The sequence below is a fragment of the Candidatus Pelagibacter sp. genome, assembly GCF_052049995.1.
Lineage (GTDB): Bacteria > Pseudomonadota > Alphaproteobacteria > Pelagibacterales > Pelagibacteraceae > Pelagibacter.
In genome coordinates, this window is record NZ_JBNGYX010000004.1 from 84,060 (window position 1) to 109,491 (window position 25,432).

25 protein-coding genes and 1 tRNA gene are annotated in these 25,432 nt (G+C 31.6%); 8 read left to right on the forward strand and 18 right to left on the reverse strand.

The features are described 5' to 3' along the window. The first annotated feature begins 7 nt into the window (after positions 1 to 7). A complete protein-coding gene (locus ACTT9Y_RS04690; RefSeq protein WP_440933242.1) occupies positions 8 to 229 on the forward strand; it encodes a hypothetical protein in 222 nt (73 codons plus the stop codon). Here ACTT9Y_RS04690 and ACTT9Y_RS04695 read toward each other — a convergent pair. From ACTT9Y_RS04695 to ACTT9Y_RS04730, 8 genes are all read right to left on the reverse strand, one after another. After that, on the reverse strand, positions 226 to 2,058 hold the full coding sequence (locus ACTT9Y_RS04695; RefSeq protein ID WP_440933243.1) for an FG-GAP-like repeat-containing protein: 1,833 nt from the start codon (positions 2,056 to 2,058) through the stop codon (positions 226 to 228). The two genes, ACTT9Y_RS04690 and ACTT9Y_RS04695, sit on opposite strands and share 4 nt — an antisense overlap. A gap of 11 nt (positions 2,059 to 2,069) precedes the next feature. Next, complete coding sequence (locus ACTT9Y_RS04700; RefSeq protein ID WP_440933244.1) at positions 2,070 to 3,080, reverse strand: endo-1,4-beta-xylanase; 1,011 nt, start codon at positions 3,078 to 3,080, stop codon at positions 2,070 to 2,072. A 6-nt stretch (positions 3,081 to 3,086) separates the two neighbouring features. Then, a complete protein-coding gene (locus ACTT9Y_RS04705; RefSeq protein WP_440933245.1) occupies positions 3,087 to 5,549 on the reverse strand; it encodes a hypothetical protein in 2,463 nt (820 codons plus the stop codon). After that, on the reverse strand, positions 5,549 to 6,025 hold the full coding sequence (locus ACTT9Y_RS04710) for a hypothetical protein (protein WP_440933246.1): 477 nt from the start codon (positions 6,023 to 6,025) through the stop codon (positions 5,549 to 5,551). The genes ACTT9Y_RS04705 and ACTT9Y_RS04710 overlap by 1 nt, the downstream gene beginning before the upstream one ends. Positions 6,026 to 6,363: 338 nt before the next feature. Beyond that, positions 6,364 to 7,515 carry a DUF1501 domain-containing protein gene (locus ACTT9Y_RS04715; protein ID WP_440933247.1) on the reverse strand — a complete coding sequence of 384 codons (1,152 nt, stop codon included), beginning with the start codon at positions 7,513 to 7,515 and terminating at the stop codon, positions 6,364 to 6,366. Continuing rightward, the gene (locus tag ACTT9Y_RS04720; protein ID WP_440933248.1) at positions 7,512 to 8,951 is read right to left on the reverse strand and encodes a DUF1800 family protein; all 1,440 of its coding nucleotides are present in this window, start codon (positions 8,949 to 8,951) and stop codon (positions 7,512 to 7,514) included. Before ACTT9Y_RS04720 ends, ACTT9Y_RS04715 begins: the two co-directional genes overlap by 4 nt. A 2-nt stretch (positions 8,952 to 8,953) precedes the next feature. Then, positions 8,954 to 9,823 (reverse strand): glycosyltransferase, encoded by an 870-nt coding sequence (locus ACTT9Y_RS04725; RefSeq protein ID WP_440933249.1) that lies wholly within the window; start codon positions 9,821 to 9,823, stop codon positions 8,954 to 8,956. Beyond that, entirely contained in the window at positions 9,824 to 11,146 is a 1,323-nt protein-coding gene (locus tag ACTT9Y_RS04730) for a glycosyltransferase family 39 protein (protein ID WP_440933250.1), read from the reverse strand. It lies immediately after the preceding gene. Between the two features lie 78 nt (positions 11,147 to 11,224). On the opposite strand from ACTT9Y_RS04730, the gene ACTT9Y_RS04735 reads away from it, so the two are divergent. Beyond that, the gene (locus ACTT9Y_RS04735) at positions 11,225 to 11,740 is read left to right on the forward strand and encodes a TraR/DksA family transcriptional regulator (RefSeq protein ID WP_440933251.1); all 516 of its coding nucleotides are present in this window, start codon (positions 11,225 to 11,227) and stop codon (positions 11,738 to 11,740) included. Between the two features lie 215 nt (positions 11,741 to 11,955). On the opposite strand, the gene ACTT9Y_RS04740 is transcribed toward ACTT9Y_RS04735, so the two are convergent. The 5 genes from ACTT9Y_RS04740 to ACTT9Y_RS04760 form a co-directional block, all read right to left on the reverse strand. Then, positions 11,956 to 12,582, reverse strand: a complete 627-nt coding sequence (locus ACTT9Y_RS04740; protein WP_440933252.1) for a glutathione S-transferase family protein — start codon at positions 12,580 to 12,582, stop codon at positions 11,956 to 11,958. Continuing rightward, positions 12,579 to 13,595: an NAD(P)/FAD-dependent oxidoreductase gene (locus tag ACTT9Y_RS04745; RefSeq protein WP_440933253.1), complete on the reverse strand. Its 1,017-nt coding sequence runs from the start codon at positions 13,593 to 13,595 to the stop codon at positions 12,579 to 12,581. Before ACTT9Y_RS04745 ends, ACTT9Y_RS04740 begins: the two co-directional genes overlap by 4 nt. Beyond that, entirely contained in the window at positions 13,596 to 13,916 is a 321-nt protein-coding gene (locus tag ACTT9Y_RS04750; RefSeq protein ID WP_440933254.1) for a 2Fe-2S iron-sulfur cluster-binding protein, read from the reverse strand. A gap of 60 nt (positions 13,917 to 13,976) precedes the next feature. Further along, positions 13,977 to 14,978, reverse strand: a complete 1,002-nt coding sequence (locus ACTT9Y_RS04755; protein WP_440933255.1) for a fatty acid desaturase — start codon at positions 14,976 to 14,978, stop codon at positions 13,977 to 13,979. Positions 14,979 to 15,079: 101 nt separating this feature from the next. After that, positions 15,080 to 15,820, reverse strand: coding sequence for a bacteriorhodopsin-like (locus tag ACTT9Y_RS04760; RefSeq protein WP_440933267.1), 741 nt, complete (start codon positions 15,818 to 15,820; stop codon positions 15,080 to 15,082). 240 nt (positions 15,821 to 16,060) lie between these two features. Here ACTT9Y_RS04760 and ACTT9Y_RS04765 point away from each other — a divergent pair, with 240 nt between their 5' ends. Both ACTT9Y_RS04765 and ACTT9Y_RS04770 read left to right on the forward strand, forming a co-directional pair. After that, a complete protein-coding gene (locus ACTT9Y_RS04765; RefSeq protein ID WP_440933256.1) occupies positions 16,061 to 17,962 on the forward strand; it encodes a propionyl-CoA synthetase in 1,902 nt (633 codons plus the stop codon). Next, entirely contained in the window at positions 17,955 to 18,287 is a 333-nt protein-coding gene (locus tag ACTT9Y_RS04770; protein WP_440933257.1) for a DMT family transporter, read from the forward strand. The genes ACTT9Y_RS04765 and ACTT9Y_RS04770 overlap by 8 nt, the downstream gene beginning before the upstream one ends. Here ACTT9Y_RS04770 and ACTT9Y_RS04775 read toward each other — a convergent pair. Next, positions 18,280 to 19,587: a dihydroorotase gene (locus tag ACTT9Y_RS04775; protein WP_440933258.1), complete on the reverse strand. Its 1,308-nt coding sequence runs from the start codon at positions 19,585 to 19,587 to the stop codon at positions 18,280 to 18,282. The two genes, ACTT9Y_RS04770 and ACTT9Y_RS04775, sit on opposite strands and share 8 nt — an antisense overlap. A gap of 43 nt (positions 19,588 to 19,630) precedes the next feature. On the opposite strand from ACTT9Y_RS04775, the gene ygfZ reads away from it, so the two are divergent. After that, on the forward strand, positions 19,631 to 20,521 hold the full coding sequence (gene ygfZ / locus ACTT9Y_RS04780) for a CAF17-like 4Fe-4S cluster assembly/insertion protein YgfZ (RefSeq protein ID WP_440933259.1): 891 nt from the start codon (positions 19,631 to 19,633) through the stop codon (positions 20,519 to 20,521). Between the two features lie 5 nt (positions 20,522 to 20,526). Here the strand turns inward: ygfZ and ACTT9Y_RS04785 are convergent, their stop codons facing one another. Both ACTT9Y_RS04785 and ACTT9Y_RS04790 read right to left on the reverse strand, forming a co-directional pair. Next, positions 20,527 to 20,688, reverse strand: a complete 162-nt coding sequence (locus ACTT9Y_RS04785) for a hypothetical protein (protein WP_440933260.1) — start codon at positions 20,686 to 20,688, stop codon at positions 20,527 to 20,529. 26 nt (positions 20,689 to 20,714) lie between these two features. Further along, positions 20,715 to 20,800: transfer RNA gene (locus tag ACTT9Y_RS04790), tRNA-Leu, on the reverse strand. Positions 20,801 to 20,855: 55 nt separating this feature from the next. Here ACTT9Y_RS04790 and nadA point away from each other — a divergent pair. Both nadA and nadC read left to right on the forward strand, forming a co-directional pair. Beyond that, positions 20,856 to 21,845 carry a quinolinate synthase NadA gene (nadA, locus tag ACTT9Y_RS04795; RefSeq protein ID WP_440933261.1) on the forward strand — a complete coding sequence of 330 codons (990 nt, stop codon included), beginning with the start codon at positions 20,856 to 20,858 and terminating at the stop codon, positions 21,843 to 21,845. A gap of 4 nt (positions 21,846 to 21,849) precedes the next feature. Beyond that, positions 21,850 to 22,683: a carboxylating nicotinate-nucleotide diphosphorylase gene (gene nadC / locus ACTT9Y_RS04800; protein ID WP_440933262.1), complete on the forward strand. Its 834-nt coding sequence runs from the start codon at positions 21,850 to 21,852 to the stop codon at positions 22,681 to 22,683. Here the strand turns inward: nadC and ACTT9Y_RS04805 are convergent. Then, on the reverse strand, positions 22,680 to 23,051 hold the full coding sequence (locus tag ACTT9Y_RS04805) for a phosphoribosyl-ATP diphosphatase (protein WP_440933263.1): 372 nt from the start codon (positions 23,049 to 23,051) through the stop codon (positions 22,680 to 22,682). The two genes, nadC and ACTT9Y_RS04805, sit on opposite strands and share 4 nt — an antisense overlap. Positions 23,052 to 23,118: 67 nt before the next feature. Here ACTT9Y_RS04805 and fumC point away from each other — a divergent pair, with 67 nt between their 5' ends. Further along, a complete protein-coding gene (gene fumC / locus ACTT9Y_RS04810; RefSeq protein ID WP_440933264.1) occupies positions 23,119 to 24,507 on the forward strand; it encodes a class II fumarate hydratase in 1,389 nt (462 codons plus the stop codon). On the opposite strand, the gene ACTT9Y_RS04815 is transcribed toward fumC, so the two are convergent. Next, positions 24,495 to 25,432: hypothetical protein (locus ACTT9Y_RS04815; RefSeq protein WP_440933265.1), on the reverse strand; the 938-nt coding region annotated here is incomplete at its 5' end. The genes fumC and ACTT9Y_RS04815 overlap by 13 nt on opposite strands.

Sequence of the window (25,432 nt, forward strand, 5' to 3'; positions counted from 1 at the left end):
AGAGAGCATGCAGAACCAAGAAATAGTCAAAATAATTGAAAACCTTAAAGGGCGAAGAAATTATGAAGAAAAAAGAGCCTCTAAATTAGGTTTTGCTTCTCTATACGATTACTTTGAAGACAAGATTTCAAAAAAACAAAAAGCTCTTGAGGAAGAGCAAAAAGAATTAGAAGCTTCAAAAACTGATGATAAACCAAAAGCTGCTAAAAAAAGCTGCGGTTGTTGCTAATTAATATTTTTATCAAGATTAGTTAATAATATTTTCTTTTGATCGTCACTTAACTGAGGAATATTTGCTAAAATAGGCCTTACTTCAAAATTTAAATCTTTTAGCAAGGTATCTATTCCTATTTCTATAATGGTGGGTTCAGTAATATCCCAACCGGCAATATATCCACTTTTTCCCCTGCATTCTGAAAAGCTAGGAATTGAAGTTTCATCTAAACCTGCAAATTTAAATCTATCAACTAAACTGGCTCTATTCGCAGGAAAATTAAATTTAGGGTAATATTCCAAACACATACTTATTGGAAATTTAACCCCATCCCATTCAACAAAAATATCATAATCAATCCAATCTTTTCCATGCTTAATATATTTATAAGCTATTAAAGAAGCGCCTGATCTTTTGAGTAATATTGGTCTATCGATATTTTCAAATCCATTTAAATCAAAAACTTCTAGTTTTTTATTATTAAGAAATTTTTTAAATTTTTTAGAAGACTCAGTTGATTTAGATGCTCCACGAGCAATCTCAAAATTTTCAAAAAAAGTGCTTGGATCGTCTTTATACATTTTATCATCAACGATTTTGATCGGATTACCTGTCTCTTTATATTTGATATGTTTAAAATTCATTGCACCTTCATTTTTTAATATTGATCCCGCTCGTAGTTTAAGGCTACCTGGACGTACTAAAACTATGTCTGTTAAATTATCATTATCTAGATCTGAAAATCTTATTTGATCAACATAACTGTTCCATTCATTTCCTTCATGTTTTGGAATATAATCTTTAGGTGGGTCTACTAAAATATAAAAATTAGAATTAAATTTATTGTTTCCTAAATTTTCAATAACCTGAACCCCAGTACCAACATAGAGTTCTCCTGCTCTAGAAACTACAATATCTAAATCACTATCATTATCTAGATCCCAAAACGAAACTTCTGGTACTGTTCCCCAATTTCCATCAGGAAAAGGTAGTTTAATTTTCTTTTTAAATTTACCTTTACCATTATTCAGCGCGATTCCTGTTTCTGTACCCTCGTATTCGTGCCCACCATGAACAATATCAAGATCTCCATCATTATCAAAATCACCAAGTTCAATTCCAAATGCATTTATAGATCCACATTTTTTTATCTTCATTTTACCAGTGCCATCATTATACAAACACTGCAAAACTCTTTTTAAATCTGTTAAAACAATATCTATATCTCCATCATTATCGATATCACCAACTGCACCACCGTGATCAAAAATTTTAAAATCTTTTTTTGATAAATGAGTTAATGAACTTTCTAACCAAGTTCCATTTTTTTTACTTAAAAAATAACTATCTCTAAAACCATCATAATTTCCACCACCAATTCCATGATCAACTAAATAAAAATCCAATATTCCATCATTGTTAAAATCAGCTATCAGTTGCTGACGAGATAAACTCTGACCAGAAGGATTTCTGTCATCAATTATAAGTTTTGAGTTATCAATAAAAGAGCCGTCTTTTTGACCTAAATAAAGTGTCGGTCCTGGCATGTCCCCTTCACATTTCTTTCCACCACATGCACCTGCTGTTGTTTTACCGCTAGTGTTAATATTAATTGGACGCATTGTCCCTGAATATAAAAAATCTTTTACTCCATCATTATTAAAGTCATGATAGCTCCACCTATGACCAAAATAATATCTTTGCTTTGTTATCCCGGGTCTAGACTGTCCAAAAACAGTCATGCCATTATAGTTTTCAATAAAAATTCCAGCTTGAGGTTTGTCTTTAGCAAATAGATTATTTGCAAATCCTATTAACAAAAAAATAATAAATATTTTTTTCATTATTAAACTTACTAAAATTCTAAAGTTTTAGAAGAACCATCTTTAAAAGTAAATTCTACTTTTTTTTCAGAAATCTTTTTAATTGAACTAAAACCATCGTATTCAGCAATAAATTCATTTAATTTTTTTCTGCCCTTTTTGCTCATTTTTTTTCCTGGAGCATTCACACCAACATCAATAATTAGTTCAGCTCCATTTAAAAATGCATTGACCCAAGCCTTTACTGGAGGACCACAAGTCATAGCCTCTGTTAACCAAATAGGTTTATCAATATTAACGCTTTTTAATAAATCTGCAAACTCATCTACCCAAAGCTGTTTATCACATTGCCCATCTGGCCCGCTTATGTGGTGTATGTTTGCAATATCAAAATTATCTTTAATTTTTGGCAAAACAACTTTCCAATACTTTTTACTTTCTGGAAACATTCCAGCTGCTCCAGCCATAACTATTACAGCATCAGGTTGCTTTTCTTTAATTACTTTTGAGGAAAAATTGAAAATTTCAATAAAATCCTCTTTGCTGCCTTTAAAAAACATTTTAAACTCTGGCTCATTCATTACGTCCCAATATTTAATAGGTTTAGTTAATCCAGGCATGTCATTTAAACCATCACCATCATAACGATCTACTAATTTTACAAGAAAATTTTTGTAATCATCCATTGAGCAAGGTTTGCTTAAATATTTTGTAAAACGCTTTCCAAAAGGACTTCTTGCTTTTTTTCTTTTACAAGATTTTTGTTCCCAATTAGCATGAGGCCAGATAGTTGCTAAAATCGTTTGATTATGTTCTTGTGCATAAACAACATATTGATCAGCATCCTCCCAAGTAAAATTTCCTTTTTCTTTTTCTATGTGATTCCATATAAAAGGTCCTGGATGAGGTCTAACCCATTGATTATCTTTACCTCGCATTTTTTCATCACGCATTTCTGTTAATTCACCAAATCTTGACTCAGACGATGAATTGTTTGTAATTAAAACAAAAACAAATAGACTAATTAAAAAATTTTTTATCATTAAGTATTATTTTGGATCTGGTCCTGGTCCTGGTCCTGGATCTCCTGGTCCTCCCATTGGATCTCCTGGTCCACCTGGTCCGCCAGGTCCTGGATCTCCTGGTCCACCAGGTGCTCCCATAGCACCTTCAACAGCGCCACCAATATTTCCCATGGCACCACCCATATCTCCTCCCATTGGGCCCATGTCACCCATAGGTCCACCATCAGGTCCTCCCATAGGACCGCCCATGTCACCCATTGGTCCCATATCACCTGGTCCACCTGGACCTCCGGCCATTGCTCCGGCCATTGCTCCACCCATGGTTCCTGTCATTCCTTCTTGCATAGCACCGCCCATAGCTTTACCCATGTCACCTTCGCCCATGCCTTCCATTCCCATTGCAGCTCCCATTGCATGAGAACCCATGGCTGAAGCTGCTGCACCTTGAGCAGCCATTGCAGATCCCATTGCAGCACCTGCGAGTCCTCCTGGTCCGTCAGCTGCCATTGCAGCACCTGCTACATTTCCTATTGCTGCTCCTGGATCCACTCCAGTTCCCATCGCAGCAGAAACTTGTCCTAAATTCATTCCACCTTTCATTCCACCATCAAATCCCTCTGGTGTTCCACCCATTATATCTCCTAATTTTGTGCCTTCTGGGCCTCCAGCTAATCCCATGCTTGCTGCCATTTCAGGATTCATTTGCGCATCTAAATTCATTTCTCCCATTCCAACCATTCCACCACTCATAGCTGCTAATCCCATGTCGCCACCTTCCATTCCCATAGCTCCACTTAAACCTTTCATACCTTCAGCTCCCATAGCTGCCATAGTACCTTGATTAACCAAACCTACTTCCATCATATCTCCCATAGACGCAGCTGACATATTTCCAGCCTTTGCCATATCTGCAACGCCTTGAATAGCTTTACTACCTAGTCCAGCTACATTGGTTGACATTATTGTTGTTACATCCATTCCTGCAATTCCCGCTGCACCCATACTTGCAACCATTCCAGGAGTTAATCCTGTTTGCATAGCCATATCGGTCATTCCTAAATTATCTATTGTTCCTTTATTCATTCCAGTCATGTTTGCCATTGCTGCACCCATTTCAGCTTTAGACATATTATCAATAACTCCACCCACCATGCCTCCAGCTGGATTATTTGGATCTAAAGCTCCAACACCTAAAGCTGTCATTCCCTCAGGTGGTGCCATTGCTCCAGGCAATCCCCCAGCTAAAGACGGTTTAGCCATTACCATGGCACCCATCATCATACCTGTCTCACTAATATTTTCTGGCATTTCTAAAGCTTCTGGAGCAGCCATATTGTTTGCAAATGAATTTTCCATCGCCATTCCTTTTTGAATAGCAGTTTGTTCTTTAGGCGCTTTTCCAGATATTGCCTGACTTATCATCCCAACTGTTCCTGACATTGCTGAAACTATTCCAGCTTCAGGATTTGCAAAAGCTGTTTGCAGGGATTGAGCCATTTGTTCCATTCCAACATCAGCCATTACTTTTCCAATTTCTTTCATTCCTTCAATGCCACCCATACCTTTGGCCATATCTGTCATACCTTGCATTCCAATATTGGCTTCCATGCTTTTCATCATTTCATCACCCATACCTTTAGCGCTCATTGTAGCTACAATAGCACCAGTCATAGTTTGTCCCATTTGACCCATCGCCTCTGGATTAGTAGCTAGAGTTTCTAGAGCAGCTGTAGCTGCACCAACTGGAAGAGCGTTAAGAGCTCCAGCCATCATTGCAGGATTCATTCCCATCTCAGCAACATTCATAGAAGCAAAATCTCCTGGATTAAAATTTGCCATATCAAATTCAGCTGAACCAGTGATAGCTTCTAAGTTTACCATTCCAGCATTTGCCAACCCTTCCATTGCTGCACCCATTCCAATACCTTGAGCATCAAGAGATCCCATCATTCCTTTCGCGTCAAAACCTGCAGTACCCAGTGCACTCATTTGGCCAGCCATTTTTTGTAATGATACAACTTTTCCTGCTCCCATTTGACCTGCTATGCTAGACAAAGCAGCCATTTCCTCTGGAGAAAAATCTTTTGCAAAATCTATTCCAGTCATATCAAGTGCTGTTGGATCTGGTATAGCTCCTAAAGCCATATCAGTAACTCCTTCAACTAATGACATTGCTTGAACTGCAGACGTAATATCTCCTTTAGCTAAACTTTCTGTGGCAAAAGCCATAGCATTTTCAGCTTGTGCTATGGATACATCTAACGCCTTACCTATATCACTTTTTGCTTCTCCTAAAGCAGCTGTTGCTCCAGAGATATTTTCAGCAACCTTGGCTGCATCTGATGCTAATTGATCTGCTGCAGCCTGAGCTGAGCTTCCTGCTGCCTCAGAAATATCAGACATTGAAGCTATATCGTTTGCTTTAGCAACTAAATTAACTAACAAGAAAAATATTAAAAAACTTTTAATTATAATTCTAAAAATCATTAATTACCCTCTTTTATATTTTCCTGAGCTTTTATAGTTGCAGCTCTTTGTGCATTGACCTTAGCTGTGGCGATTTGTTTTTTAAGATTTGCTAAAACTGCTGCTCTCTCTGAAATTTCAGGAGTCAATTGTTTTTCTTTTTTTTTCTTTTTCTTTTTATTTTTTTTATGAGCAGCTTTTAACATTTTACCAGTTGCCCAAAATTTCAAAATAGCTTCTGAGGCTTTTGCTTTAGGAGATATGTTCAAACTCATTCTCATTGCTTCTCTACCTTTTTTTAAGCCCTCTAAGGTTTCAACTTTAGCTTTTTTATCATTCAGCATTTCATTAAATAAAGCTTCAAAGTAAGCCATATCTCTGATCATGTTGTGCTGATATTTGTTTAACTCACCTTTTCCTTTAACAAATCTTTGGTAAACTTTTTTTCCTGCTTCACCTTGTTTTTGTTTACTCTTAATCAAGCTTTCGTGAAACATTCCCTCTGGATAATCTATCTTTTCATAAATGAAAGCAGTAGGTCTTTCGCTTTCAGGCCAATCGCTGAGTTTTTCGTATTTTTTACAGTAAATACAATCTTTCTCTTTTTTATCTTTTGCTTCCAGATTAGAAGTAGAAATAAGAATTATTAAAAGTAAAATTAATAATTTAAATATAGTAATGGCAGATTTACTGCCAATATCACCTGGCTAAACCTTTCATAGACATATCTTATTATTAAATCGAAATTTAAAACAGCATTCATTAACTCACAAAACATGAGAAAATAAAAAAATGTTCAATCAGAAATTGTATTTAAAATATTTTTACTTACACTTTATGTTTTAAATAACTTTTCAGATAAATTAATTAAATTTTCTCCCCAGAAAACTTCTTTAGTGATTTTTTTGAAATCTACGTCAAAAACTGTAGACATTGCAGAAGCATAAATTGCTCTTGAATCTATTGTAGAATTTAAGTCTCTTCCTTCAAATAATTCTTTTTTCTTTAATCCTGGCCAATCAGTATGAATTTGAGCTTTTTTAACTAAGCCTCCTGCTAAGAAAATAGCAGATCCATAGCCATGTTCAGTTCCATTGCTGCTATTTTGTTTTATTGTTCTACCAAACTCAGTAAGTGTTACAATTAAAGTATTATCAAATGCCTCTTTGGACATGGATTGATTTAGACCTTTAACAATTTTGTCGTAATCATTAAGACAGTCTGCGTGAGCTCCGTTAGTTGATCCTTGAGCTGCATGGGTATCAAAACCATCTACCTCAAAAACAGCTACTCTTGGCCCATTTGGTTTTGAAAGTTCTTGACCTGCATTGCTTGCAAGCACCCAACTATCATCACTAGCTGTATTTCTAAGCTCTCTAGTCATGATAATCTTAAGATTTTCTCCTAATAATTTTTCATCATGTTCTTTGTAAATCTGATCTATAAGATTTAGTGTATCTTTACTTGGTAATCTATCACCCACTGGAAAATAATTATTATTCATAGGCACACCTCTAATCAATAAAGGCATTGGTAAAGCTAGAGCTAATCCTTTTCCGGTTAGACCAGAAGACTTCATACCTCTTCCTAACCAACCAGTTTTTACCTGATATGGAATTTTACCCCCTGACTCCATTAAATTTTGTCCATCAAAATGCGATCTTCCTGTATATGGTATATTTGTAGCATGAACTATTGCTCCTTTGTTTTGATCCCATAAACTCTTAAATGTTTTAAGTGCTGGATGTAAATCAAAGTCTCCGGTTAATTTTAGTGTCTTATCAAGATTAATTTTGCTTCTAAGTTTTTCAAAATTTTTATCATCTTTAATTGGAACTGCACATAATCCATCCATTCCACCACGTAACATAACAACGACTAAATTTTTCTTTAGTCCTGAGTTTGCAAAAGTAGGTACTCCGAAACCTGCAAAGTACATTGAAGTTAGTGCAGTTGTTTTCAAAAAATCTCTTCTATTTATCTTCATGCTTTTAAAAACTCCGGATGATTAAATATTAATACATTTTTTTCGCTTGATTTACGCAACATATTCTTAAATACATAATCTGATATTTTTCCTGGATTATCAAAATTATTGTTAATTATTTTTTCATAAAATTCTTTATTATCATTTCCAGCTTTAAGAAATGAATAACTTCTATCAGCATAGACCAATCTTCTGATTAATAATTCTGGAGATAACCAATCAGCAGAATCATCAGACCACCCATTTGGTTGTTTGGCTCTATAAGGATGATGTCCAATATTTCTTAAAATTCTTTCTGGTAATCTTTGAGACCTAAGAGGTTTTACACCTAATTCGTAACTATCCATAAGATGTGTTGCGGGTGGCCAACTTAAATCTGCAGTTTTTGCTACTTGTATAAACCAATTTTCAGGTGTCTGAAACTTTCTGTATTTATCATTATATTTATATGCAATTTTAATCGCAGCTTTATGGATTTCGGGCAAAAATCCATCTGTCTGTTTAAAAGCATCAATAATAGGTTGCTTCATTTCTTGTGTTGGTTCATCAGTTATTAGATATTTACAAAGTCTTTCAGCAACAAAATCTCTACAGTTAGGATGATTTACTAAATCTTTTATAACTACAGCTAAAGATTTTTTTCCTTTTTTATATTCCTTTCCTAAAACATTTTTTTTACCGGGCTCATGATATTCTGAATTAAACCAAACATTACCTGTCTCTAATTTTTTTTTGCTCCATCTTTGTTGCCAACCTGTCATTACATATGCAAGTTGAATAACATCCTCCTGGGTATAGCCTGCTTTTGGAGAGACTGTATGAAGCTCTAAAAGTTCTCTTGCATGATTTTCATTAATCGTTGCTGGCCTTTTCTTTTTTCTTCTCCAATCTTGACCGGCTGTAATACTTTTAGGACCTGCACTCTCGCTATTATCTAAATGATGTATCATGGCCCATGATGTAGTTACGTCATAAACCATCTTTTCAAAAGTTTGATTTAGATTAGGTCTAATAATTTCTCTGTGATATGGACCAGTTGAATAATTTGCTAAGAAATCTTTTTCGCTAATTGCAAAAAAATTTCCCCAAAACATCCATAGTTTTGCAAGGACAGGATGACTGCTATTAATTCCTTCATTATGTCTTATTGAAATCTCCAAAGATTCCCAGAACTTTTGTCCAGTTTTATGTCTAAGTAAATCTTTATGTGTTTTATAAAGTGTTTTGTTGTCTTTATATTTTTTTCTTAAAACTTTTCTATCGCCATAGACCCAATCTTTATAATGATTTCTTAATTCTTTTTCAGAATATATTTTACCTTTCCAAGATAGATCTGGCACATCATTTACTTGATCAAGAGCCCACTTTAAAGGATCGGTGGGAACTTGTTCATTGGGTCCAATTCCATAACCAACTTTTCTAAAAAAGTTCCTCATAATTATTTTATTTTATCAATATCGTGAATATTTGTTAAGGAATTATTAAATTCATCAATATTTTCTCTTAAGGCTAAACTAGAAATTGAATAAATCATTATCAATAACAAAACTAATGGTAATGAGGTAATTACTGAAGCGTAGCTTTTTATTAGTAAAATATAAAAAATTATAAATAAAGCTGATCGAATTAAAACTGTTTTTCTAAAGACGCTTATTATTGAAAGAGAGTGCTTTAATAAATTAAAAAAACTCATTTGAGATGGTCCAAAATATCTTTTGCCTCTTATGGATGGAGTAGAAATTAAATCTTTTTCTATTTTTTTTAAAGATGCTGAAAAACTATTCCATGTTGCTTTTTCATCTAGCAGTTTCTTTACTGTTGTTTTAGATAAACAAGTAAAATTACCAAATTTAATCGATTGTCCTGTAAAAGCTAAAGTCAAAAATTTATGAAACTGATAACATAATTTAAAAATTATACTTTCAGATCTCTTAACTCTTTCGCCTACAATAGACTTTTCAGTTGATTTCTCTGAAAGTTGAATGAAACTTTTAATTTCTTCAGGTCTATCTTCACCATCACCATCCATAGGTATTACAAAATCAAAGTCTTTTTTTTCAAAGATGTATTTTAAACCAGAAGCAATACATCTTGCATGGCCTCTGTTCTCTTTCATATTTACTATCTCAACAGAATTAATGTTCTCAATATTCGGGTAGGTATCAACTATCTGTTGAGAGGAAGCATCATTTATAACGACTAGCGATATATCTTGATTTAAATCTTTAATTTCACTGTTGATATTCTCAATCAGTAATTTTAACGACTCTCTGTCGTTGTAAACTGGAATTAATATCACGTACTTCATCTACCTTACTCCTACACAAATATTATCAAGACACATATAATCTTTCAATTGATCAAGTTTTTCTCTCTCAACCAATCCATCCCAAACTGGTCTTGATTTTAAATGATATGATAAATTTCCAGCACTCCATTCATCACCTAAAACTACATTAATAGTAGAACTGAATTGTTGGTTCCAAGCAAATTGTGTTTTAATTGCAATTTCCTTACCTGGATAATCGGTTCTCTTATCGTCTTTTGAAATCGAAACATAAGCGTAAAGCACAGGCGATAAAAAAAAGAAAAAAATAAATCCAACGACGAATGGTTTTAACTTTTTAAGGTTAATTTGAGCTTGTAACAAATAAACAGTTAATACACCAAAAAACAAATAGAATGGTGTCATCCACATAGTTCTTATTTTTGATCCTGAAATTAATGATGTTAAAAACATTAAAACAATTGGCAAAACATTAATTGCTAATAAAAATAGTAATTTTTTATCTTTAAATTTTAAATTTAATTTAATTTTTTTAACTAATAACCAGGATAGTAATAAAAAAGGAATTAATATCCCTACTTGTTTTAACAAAAATATTATTGGAAATTTAACATGATCTATAAAGCTAGATTGTTCTAAGCCAGTTCTAGCTAATCCATATGTAATAGTAATAAACTCATTGTTATTTAACCAAATTAAATGTGGAAATAAAACCACCAAGAAAACTTCAAGTGAAATAAGATATTTAAAATCAAATTTTCTTTCTTTTTTGAAGAATATTAAATAAATAAATAAAAGGTCAATTGAAACCAAAAGATAGATAAATAGATATTTTGATAAAAAACCAAAAGCAGCAAAAAGACCTACTAGAAAACAATCTAAAAACTTTATTTCTTTAGCGTTAAAAATTTTCCAAGAATAGTAAACTGTTAAAGACCAGAAAGGTAATTGACATACATTTACATTAAATTCTGGCGTGGTAAAATTATAAAAATAAATTGCTTCAATTAATAATGCAGAAATTAAGGCTAATAATTTATTGTTAAATATTTCATTTGAAAATTTAAAAACATAATAAAAAGAAATAACTACAAAAATTTGGCTTAATAAATAATAAACCCAATCTTGAGCTCCAAAAATTTGAAAAAATATTTCAGGAATAAAAGCACTCATTGGTGGATGTTTATTAAAACCCCAATCTAAATTACTCCCCCAAGCTAAAGCTTCGATTGTATCAAGTGGTAAATTATGATTTGTAATTGATGGAATCAAAGTCCAAAAAATTAGATGAGCTATAACAAAAATATAAAAAACATTATCGATATTTTTGTTGTTTATGGTCATTTATAAATATTTATATCAATTAAGCTTGCTTGACACCCCTAATTTGCTGAATATACTGCGAGCGATTAAAATTACGCTATGCCAAAGACTGCTAAAGCTAAAAAAAAAGTATCAAAGCCAAAAACCAAAGTTGTAAGTAAAGCAAAACCAACTATAGCTAAAGTTGCATCCAAAGGTCCTATAAAAATTTCAAAAACTTATATTCCAAAAGATACTGAGAAATATATGTGTGAAAAACACAAGGTGTATTTTAGAATTAGACTTACAGAGTGGAAAAAGGAATTAATCAAAGCTAACAATGAAGCTCTTTATAATGGTAGCATGGATGATAATAATATTTCTGCCGACATTGTAGACCAAGCAAACTCCTATATTGATAGCAACGTAGAAATGAAAGCAATCAATAGACAAATTAAATTAATTTCAGAAATTGATAAAGCTTTAAGAAGAATTAGAGAAGATACTTACGGTTATTGTTTGGATACAGCTGAGCCAATTGGATTAAAAAGATTAATGGCAAGACCTGTTGCTAAATACACTATTGCAGCACAAGAAAAACATGAAAAAGATGAAAAAGTTCATGCGGATGACTAAAAATGAAAAAAAAATCGTCTAAGCAAAATTCAATCTCTTTCCTATTTGCTAAGAAATATATTTATTTTTACTATCCTTTTTTCTGGATTATCTTGTTGCTATATTTATTTTTGAAATGAATAAAAAATTAATTTTAATAATTATTATTATTGTAGCTATTGAATTTTCAGGTTATGGAATTCTTAGCACTCTTTATAGATTATTTGGATAAATCTTTAAATTTTAGGAATTTTAGCTTCCTTATCCATAAAAGCATAACCTTTAATAACAGCATCTCTGTCAGCTATTTCTAAATACCATCTAGATAAATTTTTATAATTTTTCAAACCAATATCATGCCATTCATGTCTTGCCATCCATGGCCACGTTGCAATATCAGCGATTGTGTAATCAGGTCCTGCAAGAAATTTCGATACCTTTAATCTTGCGTCTAATTCTCCATAAATTCTTTTAGTAATTTTAAAATATCTTTCCTCACCAAACTCACTTTTACCTGGATTGTAGTGATGGAACTGATGATGTTGACCAATCATAGGACCCACAGTACCCATTTGAGCCATTAACCATTGATTAATAACTAGTCTATCTTTTTCATTATAAAGTTTTCCACTTTTATCAGCTAAGTACATTAATATTGCTCCAGACTCGAAAATACTTTTGCTATTATCATGATCAATGATAACAGGAATTTTTCCAAAAGGACTTAGCTTTATAAATTCTGGTTTGAATTGTTCATCTTTACCTAAATCAACTTTTGTAACTTTGTATTCATAACCAATTTCTTCAAGCATAATACTAATTTTCCATCCATTGGGAGTATTAGCAGAAAAAAGTTCTATCATTTTTTAATTCCAAGTCTTTCTTGTGCAGCTTTAGATGTTGTTGTGAATTCAAATCTTAATTTTTCATCTGGTTTTGCATATTTAAAACAACCCCTTGCTGCTAACGCACCTTCATGAAATCCTGAAAGAATTAATTTTAATTTTCCTGGATAAGAACAAATATCTCCAATTGCAAATATACCACTCACATTGGTTTCAAAGTTTTCGGTATTTACCTGAACAGTTTTTTTATCAATATTTAATCCCCAATCTAAAATAGGGCCAAGTTGCATAATCAAACCAAAAAAACCTAAGACATAATCAGACTTTATCTCTTTAATTTTACCTTCGTCATGTTTTATTTTAACAGATTCAATTTGTTTATCTCCACTTACATAATTCATTTGATATTTTGTAAATAAATTTAACTTTCCTTGATCATTAAGTTCTTTTACTTTTTGAACACTGGATTCTGCTCCACTAAAACCATCTCTTCTATGAATTAAATTTATTTTAGAAGTATTTGACAATTCTATAGCCCAATCTAAAGCGGAGTCCCCTCCTCCAAAAATTGAAACAGTTTTATCTTTAAAAATTGATTTATCCTTTATTGAATAAAATAAAGAATTTCCTTCGAATTTTTCACATTCTTTTACTGGAAACTTTCTAGGTTCAAAAGAACCAACGCCACCAGCTATAACGATAGCTGCAACATCAAATTCAGCTCCACCTGAAGTTTTAACATGCCATCTATTTTGATTTTTTTTTAATTCTTCTACTCTTTCATTTAAATGAAATTTAACATTGAAAGGTTTAATTTGTTTTAAAAGATTATTGGTTAGCTCCTCACCAGTACACTCTGGAACAGCTGGGATATCATAAATTGGTTTGTCGGGGTAAAGTTCAATACATTGACCTCCTGCTTTATCCAAATTGTCAACTATCTCACAACTCAATCCTATAATTCCAAGTTGATGAGCGCAAAATAATCCTGTTGGTCCAGCTCCAATAATTAATACATCTATTTTATTCATCTAACCTTGCTTTGACGGAATATTAACTTCTAAACCATCCAACTCATCTGAAACTATTAACTGGCAACTCAACCTGCTATTATTTTTTGGTTCAAAAGCCATATCAAGCATATCTTCTTCGCCATCCTCTTTTGTTGGAAGTTTATCTAACCATTCTTCTTTGACATAAACATGACATGTAGCGCACGCCATTCCTCCACCACAATCTGCATCAATTCCTGGAATATCATTTTGAATTGCACCTTCCATTACTGTTAAACCCTTTTGAACATCAACTGTATGAGTTTTATTATCGTGCGTGTGATAAGTAATTTTTGCCATGCGTTATATATAAGTTCTTATCTAAATTGAACAAGTAAGTAAAAACATACTTGGTCAGATTTATGCGTTTTGTAGTTCAGGGACTTCCTTTTTAAAAAAGTAGGCAGAATCTTCTTTTTGTTTCATCAAAGCTGGTAAAATTTCTTTATAAGCATCGATTAAACCATCGTTTGTCCTTGGTAATTGATCTTTAATATGATGATGAAGTTTATCCAGATTATAAGATGGAACTGTTGGAAACATGTGATGAGTTACATGATATTCCATTTTCCAATATAAAAAACTTAAAATAGGATTTAAATACATTTCTCTTGTTGTGTATCTATGATCTCTAATATCTCTTGCTAAACCAGCATGTTGAGTAAAAGAAACAAGTTTATGTAAGGTTCTTCCATAGAATTTTGGTAATAAAAAAAACAAAACTGGCAACCAAGATAATGTAATTAAAGACCATAAAATAATTGCAATCCAAATTGCAACAAAAATTCTAGAATTTAAAATAACTTTTGATTGTGCATTTTCAGGAATACAGTCTTGCATCACTTTTGTTTTTACACCCAATGCATGTTGAATAATTTCGTAAGCTATACTTTTTTTAAAATAAATAAGTTCCATAAAAGGAATTAAATTTATTAATAAATTTTTTGGAGTTTCTTTTAAATTATTTCCATATTCAATTTCATGATCATATGGATTTTCTGTTGAATATGTATTTCCATGATGAACGAAATGCGTATATCTCCATCTTGTTGGTTCAAAATTTGAGAGGTATGAAGAAACATAGTAAAAAAATTCATTTAAAGATTTTGATTGAAAAGCGGTTTTGTGACCTGTCTCATGCCATAATGGATTTGAAAAACCATATATGTTTCCATAAACCAAAAACCAAAAAGCAGACCACCATGTACCCCAAGTTATATATGCTAAAATTCCTGTTACTAATAACAATCCAAAAAAGACTGAAACGTGTTGAAGCCCTTTGATATCAGATTTTTTAGAGAGTTCCTTAAGGATCTCTATATCAACTTGGCATTTATGCCATTTCTCTAATTTAACTTCCATAGAAATAAAAATATGTATGTTTGTTATTTATATTTTTAATAAAGACAAAAAAAAGGGCAAGTACAAAATTGTACCTGCCCTTAATTTAAATTTTAGCTAAATTACTTAGCTCTTCTGCCCGCAGAACTAGTTGCAGCAGCCCAAATTACTAGACCGAATGCAATTTTGTTAATGAAGTCAGCTAAGTTATAAACGACGTTAAGTGAGTTAGCATCTACACCACCAGTTAAGTAACCAAATACATAACCTAATGGGTAAATTGCCCAACCTACAGTAACGATCATTCTCATTGCACCAAAAGCAGTTACAAGAGCCTTGTTTCCACTTTTCGCTGCAGCTTTACCAGCTTCACCTGAGAATACTTCATAAAGAATGTATACCCAACCTGCCATTCCGATGATGAAACCAAGTGTAGCATTAATGTATCCTGCTTCACCTAAGTATCCACCGATTAGCATTACTAATGAACCAATTAACAATCTCCAGAACATTCCAGAGTTTGCTTTACCAATAGCTGCTAGAATTAAATAGAATTCTACCATCTGTAATGGCACAGTGATTAACCAGTCAATGTATCTGTAAACAGTTGGCGAGTCTCCAGTAGCAACCCATACTTCTCTCATGTACATGTAGTGTATGAATGCAATACCAGTTACTAGACCAGCAACAATAACTGATGTTCTCCAGCCTGATGCGACATTGCCTGCTTCCATGAAAAAGAAAGCAGTAGCTGCTAACATTCCCATAGAGATAACCCAGAATGAAATTCCTACGAAGTCATCTTGCATCAACATCGTTGCGTCTGCTGCAATAGCTATACCTGAAAAACCTATCAAGGCCATAGCTGCTAGAGCAAACAGTTTAAGTTTTTTCATAAAAAACTCCCTCTTCGTTAGTTTTTATTTTAGTTTATATAAACTAGACTTAGTTTCCTAAGCCAATGTCGCGGTTAATAGCAAATTAAATTAGTTTTATGAAGACTTAATTGTCACTAATAAGCATTGATTTTACTTAATTTTTAAAATTAAATACAATTTATAAGTTAAAAACCAAAAAAATTAAGGAATTCGAATCAAATTTTTATGTCATCTAAGTTTAGTCAAATTTACCAAAAATCTATAAAAAATCCTGAAAAATTTTGGCAAGAAGCCTCAGAGGATATCTTTTGGTTTAAAAAACCAACAAAAATTTTAAATAAATCCAACCCACCTTTCTATAAATGGTTCGAAGATGGGGTCACAAACACCTGCTATAACGCTTTAGACATCCATATTGATCAAGGAAGAGGCCAAAAAACAGCATTAATTTACGATAGTCCTATTACAGGTAAGAAAAATCAGTTCACTTATAAGGAATTAAGATCGAAGGTCTCTAAATTTGCAGGAGCATTGAAAGCTCAAGGTACAAATAAAGGTGATCGAGTGATTATTTACATGCCAATGATACCTGAAGCAATAGTTGCAATGCTAGCTTGTGCAAGAATAGGTGCAATTCACTCAGTAGTTTTTGGTGGGTTTGCATCAAATGAACTAGCAAGCAGAATAGATGACAGTAAAGCAAAATTATTAGTGACTGCATCATGTGGTTTTGAGCCAGGAAGAACTGTTGAATACAAACCACTTGTTGATGAAGCGATAAAAATAGCAGATCACAAAATTGAAAAGATGATTTTATTCCAAAGACCTGGTCATGAAGTTAAATTAAATGCTCCACATGAGGTCAGCTGGGAGCAAGTTGTCTCTGGTGCTAAAGATGCAGACTGTGTTGAGATGAACTCCAATGAGTTTGCATATATTTTATATACATCAGGTACAACCGGAACTCCCAAAGGTATAGTTAGAGATATTGGTGGTCACATTGTTGCTCTCAAGTGGACTATGAAAAATATTTACAATATTGATGCTGATGATATTTGGTGGTCTGCAAGTGATATTGGATGGATTGTTGGACACTCATATATTGTCTACGCTCCTTTATTTAAGGGATGCACAACTGTTTTGTTTGAGGGAAAGCCAGTTGGGACACCAGACGCTGGAGCTTTCTGGAAAATCATTTCAGATTATAAAGTAAAATCTCTTTTTACAGCTCCGACAGCTTTCAGAGCAATCAAGAAAGAGGATCCTGAGGGTAAATTTTTCTCAAAATATGATCTCAGCAGTTTTGAAAGCTTATTTCTTGCTGGAGAGAGAGCTGATCCAGATACTATAAAGTGGGCTGAGAATTTGCTTAAAGTTCCAGTTATTGATCATTGGTGGCAAACAGAGACTAGTTGGGCAATTAGCTCAAATTGTACTGGTATTGAAATGATGGAAACAAAATATGGTTCAGCCTGCAAAGCTGTCCCAGGATATGATGTAAAAATCATCAAACCAGACCAATCTTTGGCTAAACCAAACGAAATGGGAGATATAGTGGTAAAGCTCCCCTTGCCTCCAGGTACATTTCCAACATTATGGAATGCAGATCAAAGATATAAAGAAAACTATATGTCAAATTATAAGGGATATTACCAAACATACGATGCAGGTCACATTGATGATGATGGTTATATTTGGATCATGTCTAGAACTGATGACATTATAAATGTAGCAGGTCATAGATTATCAACTGGAGCGATTGAAGAAGTTTTATCAGAACATCAATCTGTTGCTGAATGTGCAGTGCTCGGAATAGCAGATAAATTAAAAGGTCAATTACCTATTGGTTTAGTGGTTTTAAAATCTGGTGTTGATAAAGATAATGAGACCATATCTAAAGAATGTGTACAAATGGTTAGAGATAAAATTGGACCTGTTGCTGCATTTAAAGTGGTAATTGTTATTAAAAGATTACCAAAAACAAGATCGGGAAAAATTTTAAGAGGGACCATAAGAAAAATTGCAGATGGTGTTGATTATAAAGTACCACCTACAATTGATGATCCTGCAATTTTAACAGAAATAAAAGAAGATTTAATTAACCACAAAATCTTAAATAATGGTTAAAACTTACATTTTTTTAATCGCTGCAATATTTTGTGAAGTTGCTGGAACAATGTTGCTTCCCGTCTCACAAAACTTTACAAAACTTATACCAACAGTTGCTCTATCTGCTTTTTATCTCACAGCTTTTTATCTGTTAACTTTTGTAGTTAATAAACTTCCTATAGCAATAGTGTATGCAACATGGAGTGGTCTTGGAATTTTTACAATAGCAATTCTTGGTTATATTTTTTTTAAACAAACTTTAGCATGGCAAGCAATATTGGGATTATTTTTAATTGTTATTGGTGTAATTTTAGTAAATAGTTTTACTGGAAAGCTTAGCTAAACTGCAAAGGTGTTCCATCAGGATCTCCTAAAATTTTTCCATCCTGCATTTTTATTTTTCCTGCAATAATCGTATGGGTAGGTGTTCCCTTGAATTTAAATCCATTAAAAGGTGACCATTTACATTTGCTCTCAATATTTTCATTTTTAATCTCAATAGTTTTATTCATATCGACAATTGTAAAATCAGCATCATACCCTACTTTAATAAATCCCTTGTTTTTTATTCCAAAGATTTTCACTGGATTTTCACAAACAAAATTCATCAATTGATCAAGAGATAATTTTCCATCATTAATATGATTTAACATTACGGGTATTAAAGTTTGAACCCCTGGCATTCCTGATGGAGTATTTGGATACACCTTATCTTTGTTTTCTTTTAAATGAGGTGCGTGATCTGAACCGATTGTATCATTAAAGTTATTCCTCACCCCGTACCATAATCTATCGTAATGAGATTTATCTCTTAATGGTGGGTTCATCTGAGCATAAGTTCCAAGCTTATCGTAACAATCTGGAGCATAAAGAGTTAAATGCTGGGGAGTAATCTCAAATGTAATATTTCCTTTATGTTGTGACAGAAAATCAATTTCTTCTTTTGTTGTAATATGAAGTACATGAGCTTTTTTATTATGCTTTTCCGCAATTCTAACAATTCTTCTAGTAGATGCTATTGCACATTCTGCACTTCTCCATACTGGATGGGTATGAACATCACCCTCTTTTATTAATTTCTTATTTACTTTTAAAATTGCCTCATCTTCAGAATGAACAGCTACTACTTTTGAAGCATTTTGAAAAACCTTATCTATATCATCTTCTTCAGCAACTAATAAATTACCAGTTGAAGATCCTGCAAAAAGTTTAATACCACAACAACCTTCTAAACCCTCTAGACTTGCTAAATCATCCGCATTGTCAGCTGTTGCTCCAAAATAAAAAGCATAATTGGAATACATTCTGTTTTTAGCTAGATCTAGTTTTCTTTGAAACTCTTTCATATTTGAAGTTGGTGGATTGGTGTTAGGCATTTCAAATACACTTGTGATTCCTCCTGCTATTGCTGCTCTACTGCCTGAGTGAAGATCCTCTGTATCCGTTGATCCTGGTTCTCTAAAATGTGTTTGAGTATCTATGCAACCAGGCAATACTGTATGGCCTTCTGCATTAATTGTCTCTTTTGCCTCTTCTGAAATGTGTCCAATCTTTTGTATTTTTCCATCTTTTATAGCAACATCTACATCTTTTAACTCACCATCGATGTAACATTGTCCATTTTTAATTATAAGATCTAACATTTTGAGAAATTGTTATTATATTACATTTTATAATTAATCAATTATGAATATCAAAAACGTTTATATTTTAGATGACAGAGCAATTCTTTATGTTAACGGAGAAGATGCAAAAGAGTTTCTTCAAAATCTTATTAGTAACGATATAAACAGAGTAAGTGATGTAAATAGTTGTTTTAGTTCATTACTTACACCCCAAGGTAAATTTTTATATGAATTTATAATTGTAAAACATAAGTCTGGATATCTTTTGGATTGTGAAAAACCTCAGGCACAGGAGTTATTCAAACAATTATCGCTATATAAATTAAGATCAAAAGTTGAAATTCTAAATTTAAGTAATGAGTTTGTTGTAGCAGCATTTTCTCATGAAAAATTCTTAACTTTTGATGAAGCAAAAGATCAACATGGATACACAATTAAATATAGACAAGATCCAATGTTTTTAGATCCAAGAAATAAGGATTTAGGTGCTAGATTAATTATTAATTTAGAAAAACTTTATTTATCTTTAAAAAAACTGGATCTTCATGATGCTAATGTTAAAGAATACTATTCATTGAGTCATAAATTGGGGATAGTTCCAAAAGATTTAAATAAATTAAAAGACAAATTGTTTGGTATTGAATGTAATTTTGAAGAATTAAATGGAATTGACTTCAAAAAGGGCTGTTATGTTGGCCAAGAAAATACAGCACGAATTAAATTAAAGAACAAGCTTTCAAAAAGATTGTTTCCAATAATTGTAATTAATGGAAAACTGAACGAAGGTGAAAGTATTTACAACAATGAAGTTGAAATAGGTAAGGTTTTAATTGATAGCGACTACCCTTTTGCTTTAATTAAATACTTAAACGAAAACTTTAATGAAAAAGCAAATTTTAAAACTAAAGAAGCGTCAATAAATATCAATAAACCATATTGGATAAAAAACTAATTTTCTTATTTAAATAAATAAACAATCATTAAAATTATAATAATTAAAATTATCCAAATACTTAGATTTTTAAGAAATTGCTTTAATTGAGAATTTGATTGTAAAAAACTTGGTAGAACTAAAAGCAAAACCCCAATCATAAATATTACTGAAAGCAATTTATCCATCAAAAACTCCTCTATAAAATTCACTTTGGTGCGGTCGGAGAGACTCGAACTCTCATGGACTAGGTCCACACGGCCCTCAACCGTGCCTGTCTACCAATTTCAGCACAACCGCGATATGTCCCATAATAAATGAATGACAATCATGTTTCAAATTGGTAAAAATCTTTATGGAATTTACACAAGAAGTCCGTAAAGCAACAGATCCTATTTATCAAAAAATTTCTAAGGTTATGCCTGAAATTGAATGGTCGGTTCACGCTCCTTATATTCATAAAATCAATAGATTAAAAAAAGAAAAAAATGCTGTAATTTTAGCTCACAATTATCAAACACCAGAAATTTATCACGGTGTTGCAGATTTTTCTGCAGATTCTCTTGCATTAGCAATTGAAGCCTCAAAAACTTCAGCTGATATAATTTTAATGGCTGGGGTACATTTCATGGCAGAAACTGCAAAATTAATGAGCCCTAATAAAAAAGTTATTCTACCAGATATGGATGCTGGCTGTTCTTTATCATCATCTATTACAGGTAAAGATGTAAGGTTACTAAAAGAAAAATACCCTGGCGTTCCAGTTGTATCCTATGTGAATACTTCAGCGGAAGTCAAAGCAGAAACAGATGTTTGCTGTACATCTGCAAATGCCGTGAAAATAGTCAAATCACTTGGTGTAAAAAGAGTGATATTTTTGCCTGATGATTATTTAGCTAAATATGTTGCTTCTCAAACAGATGTTGAAATTATTTCTTGGAAAGGAATTTGCATTGTTCATGATCAATTTAATAAAAAAGAAATAGAAGATATAAGAAAAAATAATCCAGGAATTAAAATTATAGCACATCCAGAATGTCCTCCTGAAGTAATAGAAGCAAGTGATTTTGCAGGATCAACTTCTGGAATGATCAAATATGTAAAAGATAATCAACCAAAAAAAGTAATGATGGTTACAGAATGTTCAATGAGTGATAATATTCAAATAGAAAATCCAAATGTAGACTTTGTCAAACCATGTAATATGTGCCCTCACATGAAAAAAATTACACTTCCAAAGATATTAGATTGTCTAGAAAATGAAACTGGTGAAATTATCATGGACAAAGAAACAATTGAGAAAGCCAGAATATCTGTAGAGAGAATGGCAGCCATTGGCAGATAATTAAGTGTCAAAAATTAAACTCAGCAAAGAATTTATCAAAAGTACAGTTAAGCTAGCATTGAATGAGGATCTTTATCCTTCGGGAGATATCACTTCAGCTTTAATTAATAATGAGAAGGTCTTAACAATTAAATTAATTTCAAATCAAAGTGCAATTGTTGGAGGGTTATTATTTGCTAAACAAACTTTTGCATTAATTGATGATAAAGTAAGATTTATTATTAAGAAAAAAGATGGTTCTAGAGTTAAAAAAGGAAATTTAATAGCTTTAATAAAAGGCAATGCTAAAAATATTCTAATAGCTGAAAGAGTAGCTTTAAACTTTTTGTCTCATATTTCTGGAATAGCAACTAAAACAAATGAGTTTGTAAAATTAGCAGGAAAAAAAACTAAGATTTGTTGCACAAGAAAAACAATTCCTAACTTAAGGGTTATCCAAAAATATGCTGTTAAATTAGGAGGTGGCACTAATCATAGATTTAATTTAAGCGATGAATATTTAATTAAAGATAACCATATTGCTAGTTCAAATTTAAAGGGTTTGGTTTTAAAAGCTATTAAAAATAAAAAAGGAAAAAAAATTACTGTCGAAGTTGATACAATTAAGCAACTTAGGTCAATTTTAGGTCTGAAATTTAATAGGGTTCTCTTAGATAATATGAGTATTAAAAATTTAAGAGAAAGTGTAAAGATTGCAAAAAAATATTATGAAACCGAGGCTTCAGGTAACGTTTCTTTAAAATCTGTTAAAGCTATTGCATCAACTGGAGTGAGCAGAATTTCTGTAGGAAGTATTACACACAGTGCTCCTGCTGTTGATTTTAAATTAGAAATTTAATTCACAAACTTAGATAAGTCTGGTTTAAAGTAGTGAGGACCTTTCATGACTTTTCCGGACTCATTATAAATTGGTTTTCCATTTTCATCTAACTTGCTCATATTGGAATTTTGGACCTCGTCAAAACATTTATCCAAATCAATTCCAAATGCATGCCCTGCTCCATAAGTTACATATAATATGTCTGTTAGCGCATCAGCCACTTCCAATAAGTCCTTATTATTCATAGCTTCTGTAAGCTCCTCTAATTCTTCTTTAATAAGATCTATCCTCAATTTATTTATTTTTTCAGTGCTAAATGATGGTTTCATTTTAACTTCCTGACCAAATGTTTTCATGAAAGTACCTACTTTTCTAAAATTCGACATAATGCTCCTGTATGTTTTTTAAAATTTATTGTATGTTAATAATTATTTGTTACTTAAAAATTAATCAATGAAATTAAGAAAAGAATTTGACAGTATTGGAAGTATAAAGGTTCCTAATGATAAATATTGGGGTGCATCTACTCAAAGATCTAATAAGTTTTTTAATATTGGTAAAATTTTAGTTAATATTTCAATCATTAAATCAATAGCTATCATTAAAAGATCAGCCGCTATAGTTCACGCTAAAGATAAATTAATTGATAGTAAAATTTCTAAAGCAATAATCAAAGCATCAGATGAGGTAATTAAAGGTAAGTTAGATGAAAATTTTCCATTAAAAGTTTGGCAAACAGGTTCTGGTACACAGACAAATATGAATGTAAATGAGGTTATTTCTAATAGAGCAATAGAAATTTTAGGTGGAAAAAAAGGTAGTAAAAAACCTGTTCATCCAAATGATCATGTAAACAAATCACAATCTACAAATGATGTTTTTCCAACTGCAATGCATATCTCTGTTGCTAAAGAAACTATTTCTAAAATGCTGCCAAGCTTAAAAATTTTAGAAAAAGAATTAAAAAGAAAATCCAATGAATTTAAAAATATAGTAAAAATTGGAAGAACTCATTTACAAGATGCTACTCCATTATCTCTCGGACAGGAATTTTCTGGATACCATTTCCAAGTTAAAAAAAGTATTGAGAGAATTGAATATGCTTTAAAGGAAATATTATTTCTCGCTCAAGGGGGTACTGCAGTTGGTACTGGAATAAATTCGAAGAAAAATTTTGATAAAAAAATTGTTAAAGAAATTGCAAAAATTACAAAATTAAAATTCAAACCAGCACCAAATAAATTTGCAGAGCTTGCTGCCCATGATGCAATTGTTAATTTTTCTGGTGCTCTTAATACCTGTGCTGTAGCTTTAATGAAAATATCTAACGATATTCGTTTTCTAGGTTCTGGTCCAAGAGCCGGATATGGAGAATTAATTCTTCCTGAAAATGAACCTGGTTCATCCATCATGCCTGGAAAAGTTAATCCAACACAATGCGAAGCAGTTACTATGGTTTGTGTAAAAGTTATTGGCAACCATAATGGTATAACTATGGCGGGATCTCATGGTCATTTTGAGCTAAATGTTTTTAAACCTTTAATTGCTCATAATATCTTACAATCAATCGACTTGATTGGTGATAGCACAAAAAATTTTGCCCTGTATTGTATCAAAGGAATTAAAGCTAATAAAAAAAAAATCCGAGAACATCTAGATAATTCACTTATGCTAGTAACTGCTTTAGCTCCACATATTGGTTACGATAATGCAGCAAAAATAGCAAAAACTGCACTCAAAAATCATTCTACTTTAAAATATGAAACTTTAAAAACAGGATTAATAAACGAGAAAGAGTACAATAAGATAGTTGATCCTAAAAAGATGATCTATCCAGCATAATTCTTAATTGCTTCATTTAACAAATTTTTGAAGTAAATTTTGTTTTGTAAATCCTCCTTTTTAAAAATTACATTATTTAAAATTGTATTTACACTCTGATTAATTTTATTATCAATCTTAATATCTTTTAATTCAGCAATTTTTTGATCAAAATTATAAGTAAAATTAAAATCAATTTCTTTAATTTTATTTCTATAATTTTTTGGTGTTAGAAGGAATTTATATATCTTTTTATAATCGTTAACATTTATCTTAATTTTACCATCCAAAATTAATTCTCCATTTTTAACAAAAATTAAACTTTCCAATAATTCAAAATCTGCAAAATCTCTCCATTTAAATTTTGTATTATCTGTATCAATTAAACCTTCTTGTAGATTTGAGCTTAAATTAATATTTTTAAAGTTAGCGTTTTTATAAACTTTATCTGCATGAATATTTATTTTAAAATCAATATTTTTATTATAAAATATTTCAGTTTTTAATAGTTGTGCAATTACAGCATTAGATCCAAACAGTGTATTTAAATTAATTTCATTTAAATCACCCTCTAAATTTCCATAAAAAGGTTTGAAATTTAAATTTCCCTTATAGGAAATATTTGGCTGATCTATCTTATCAAAAATATAAAAATCGATAGAATTTTTTTTAATTTGATAATCAAGATTTCTTTTTAGTTTATTAAAAACAATCTGTGATTTCCCTATTTTTTTTTCGTTTTCAAAAGTTAATTTATTTTCAATTCTAAGTTTAATTAAATTAAGATTTATTTGTGAGAAAAAGTTGTTCTTTTCTTCGCTAAAAAAAGATTTTAGTGAAAAAGGGATATTAAATATTTCATTTTCTGAGTAAAAAATATTTTTTAATTCTTTATGGTCATAGTAATATTTAATTTTTAAAGCTTTATTTATAAATAGTACTTCAT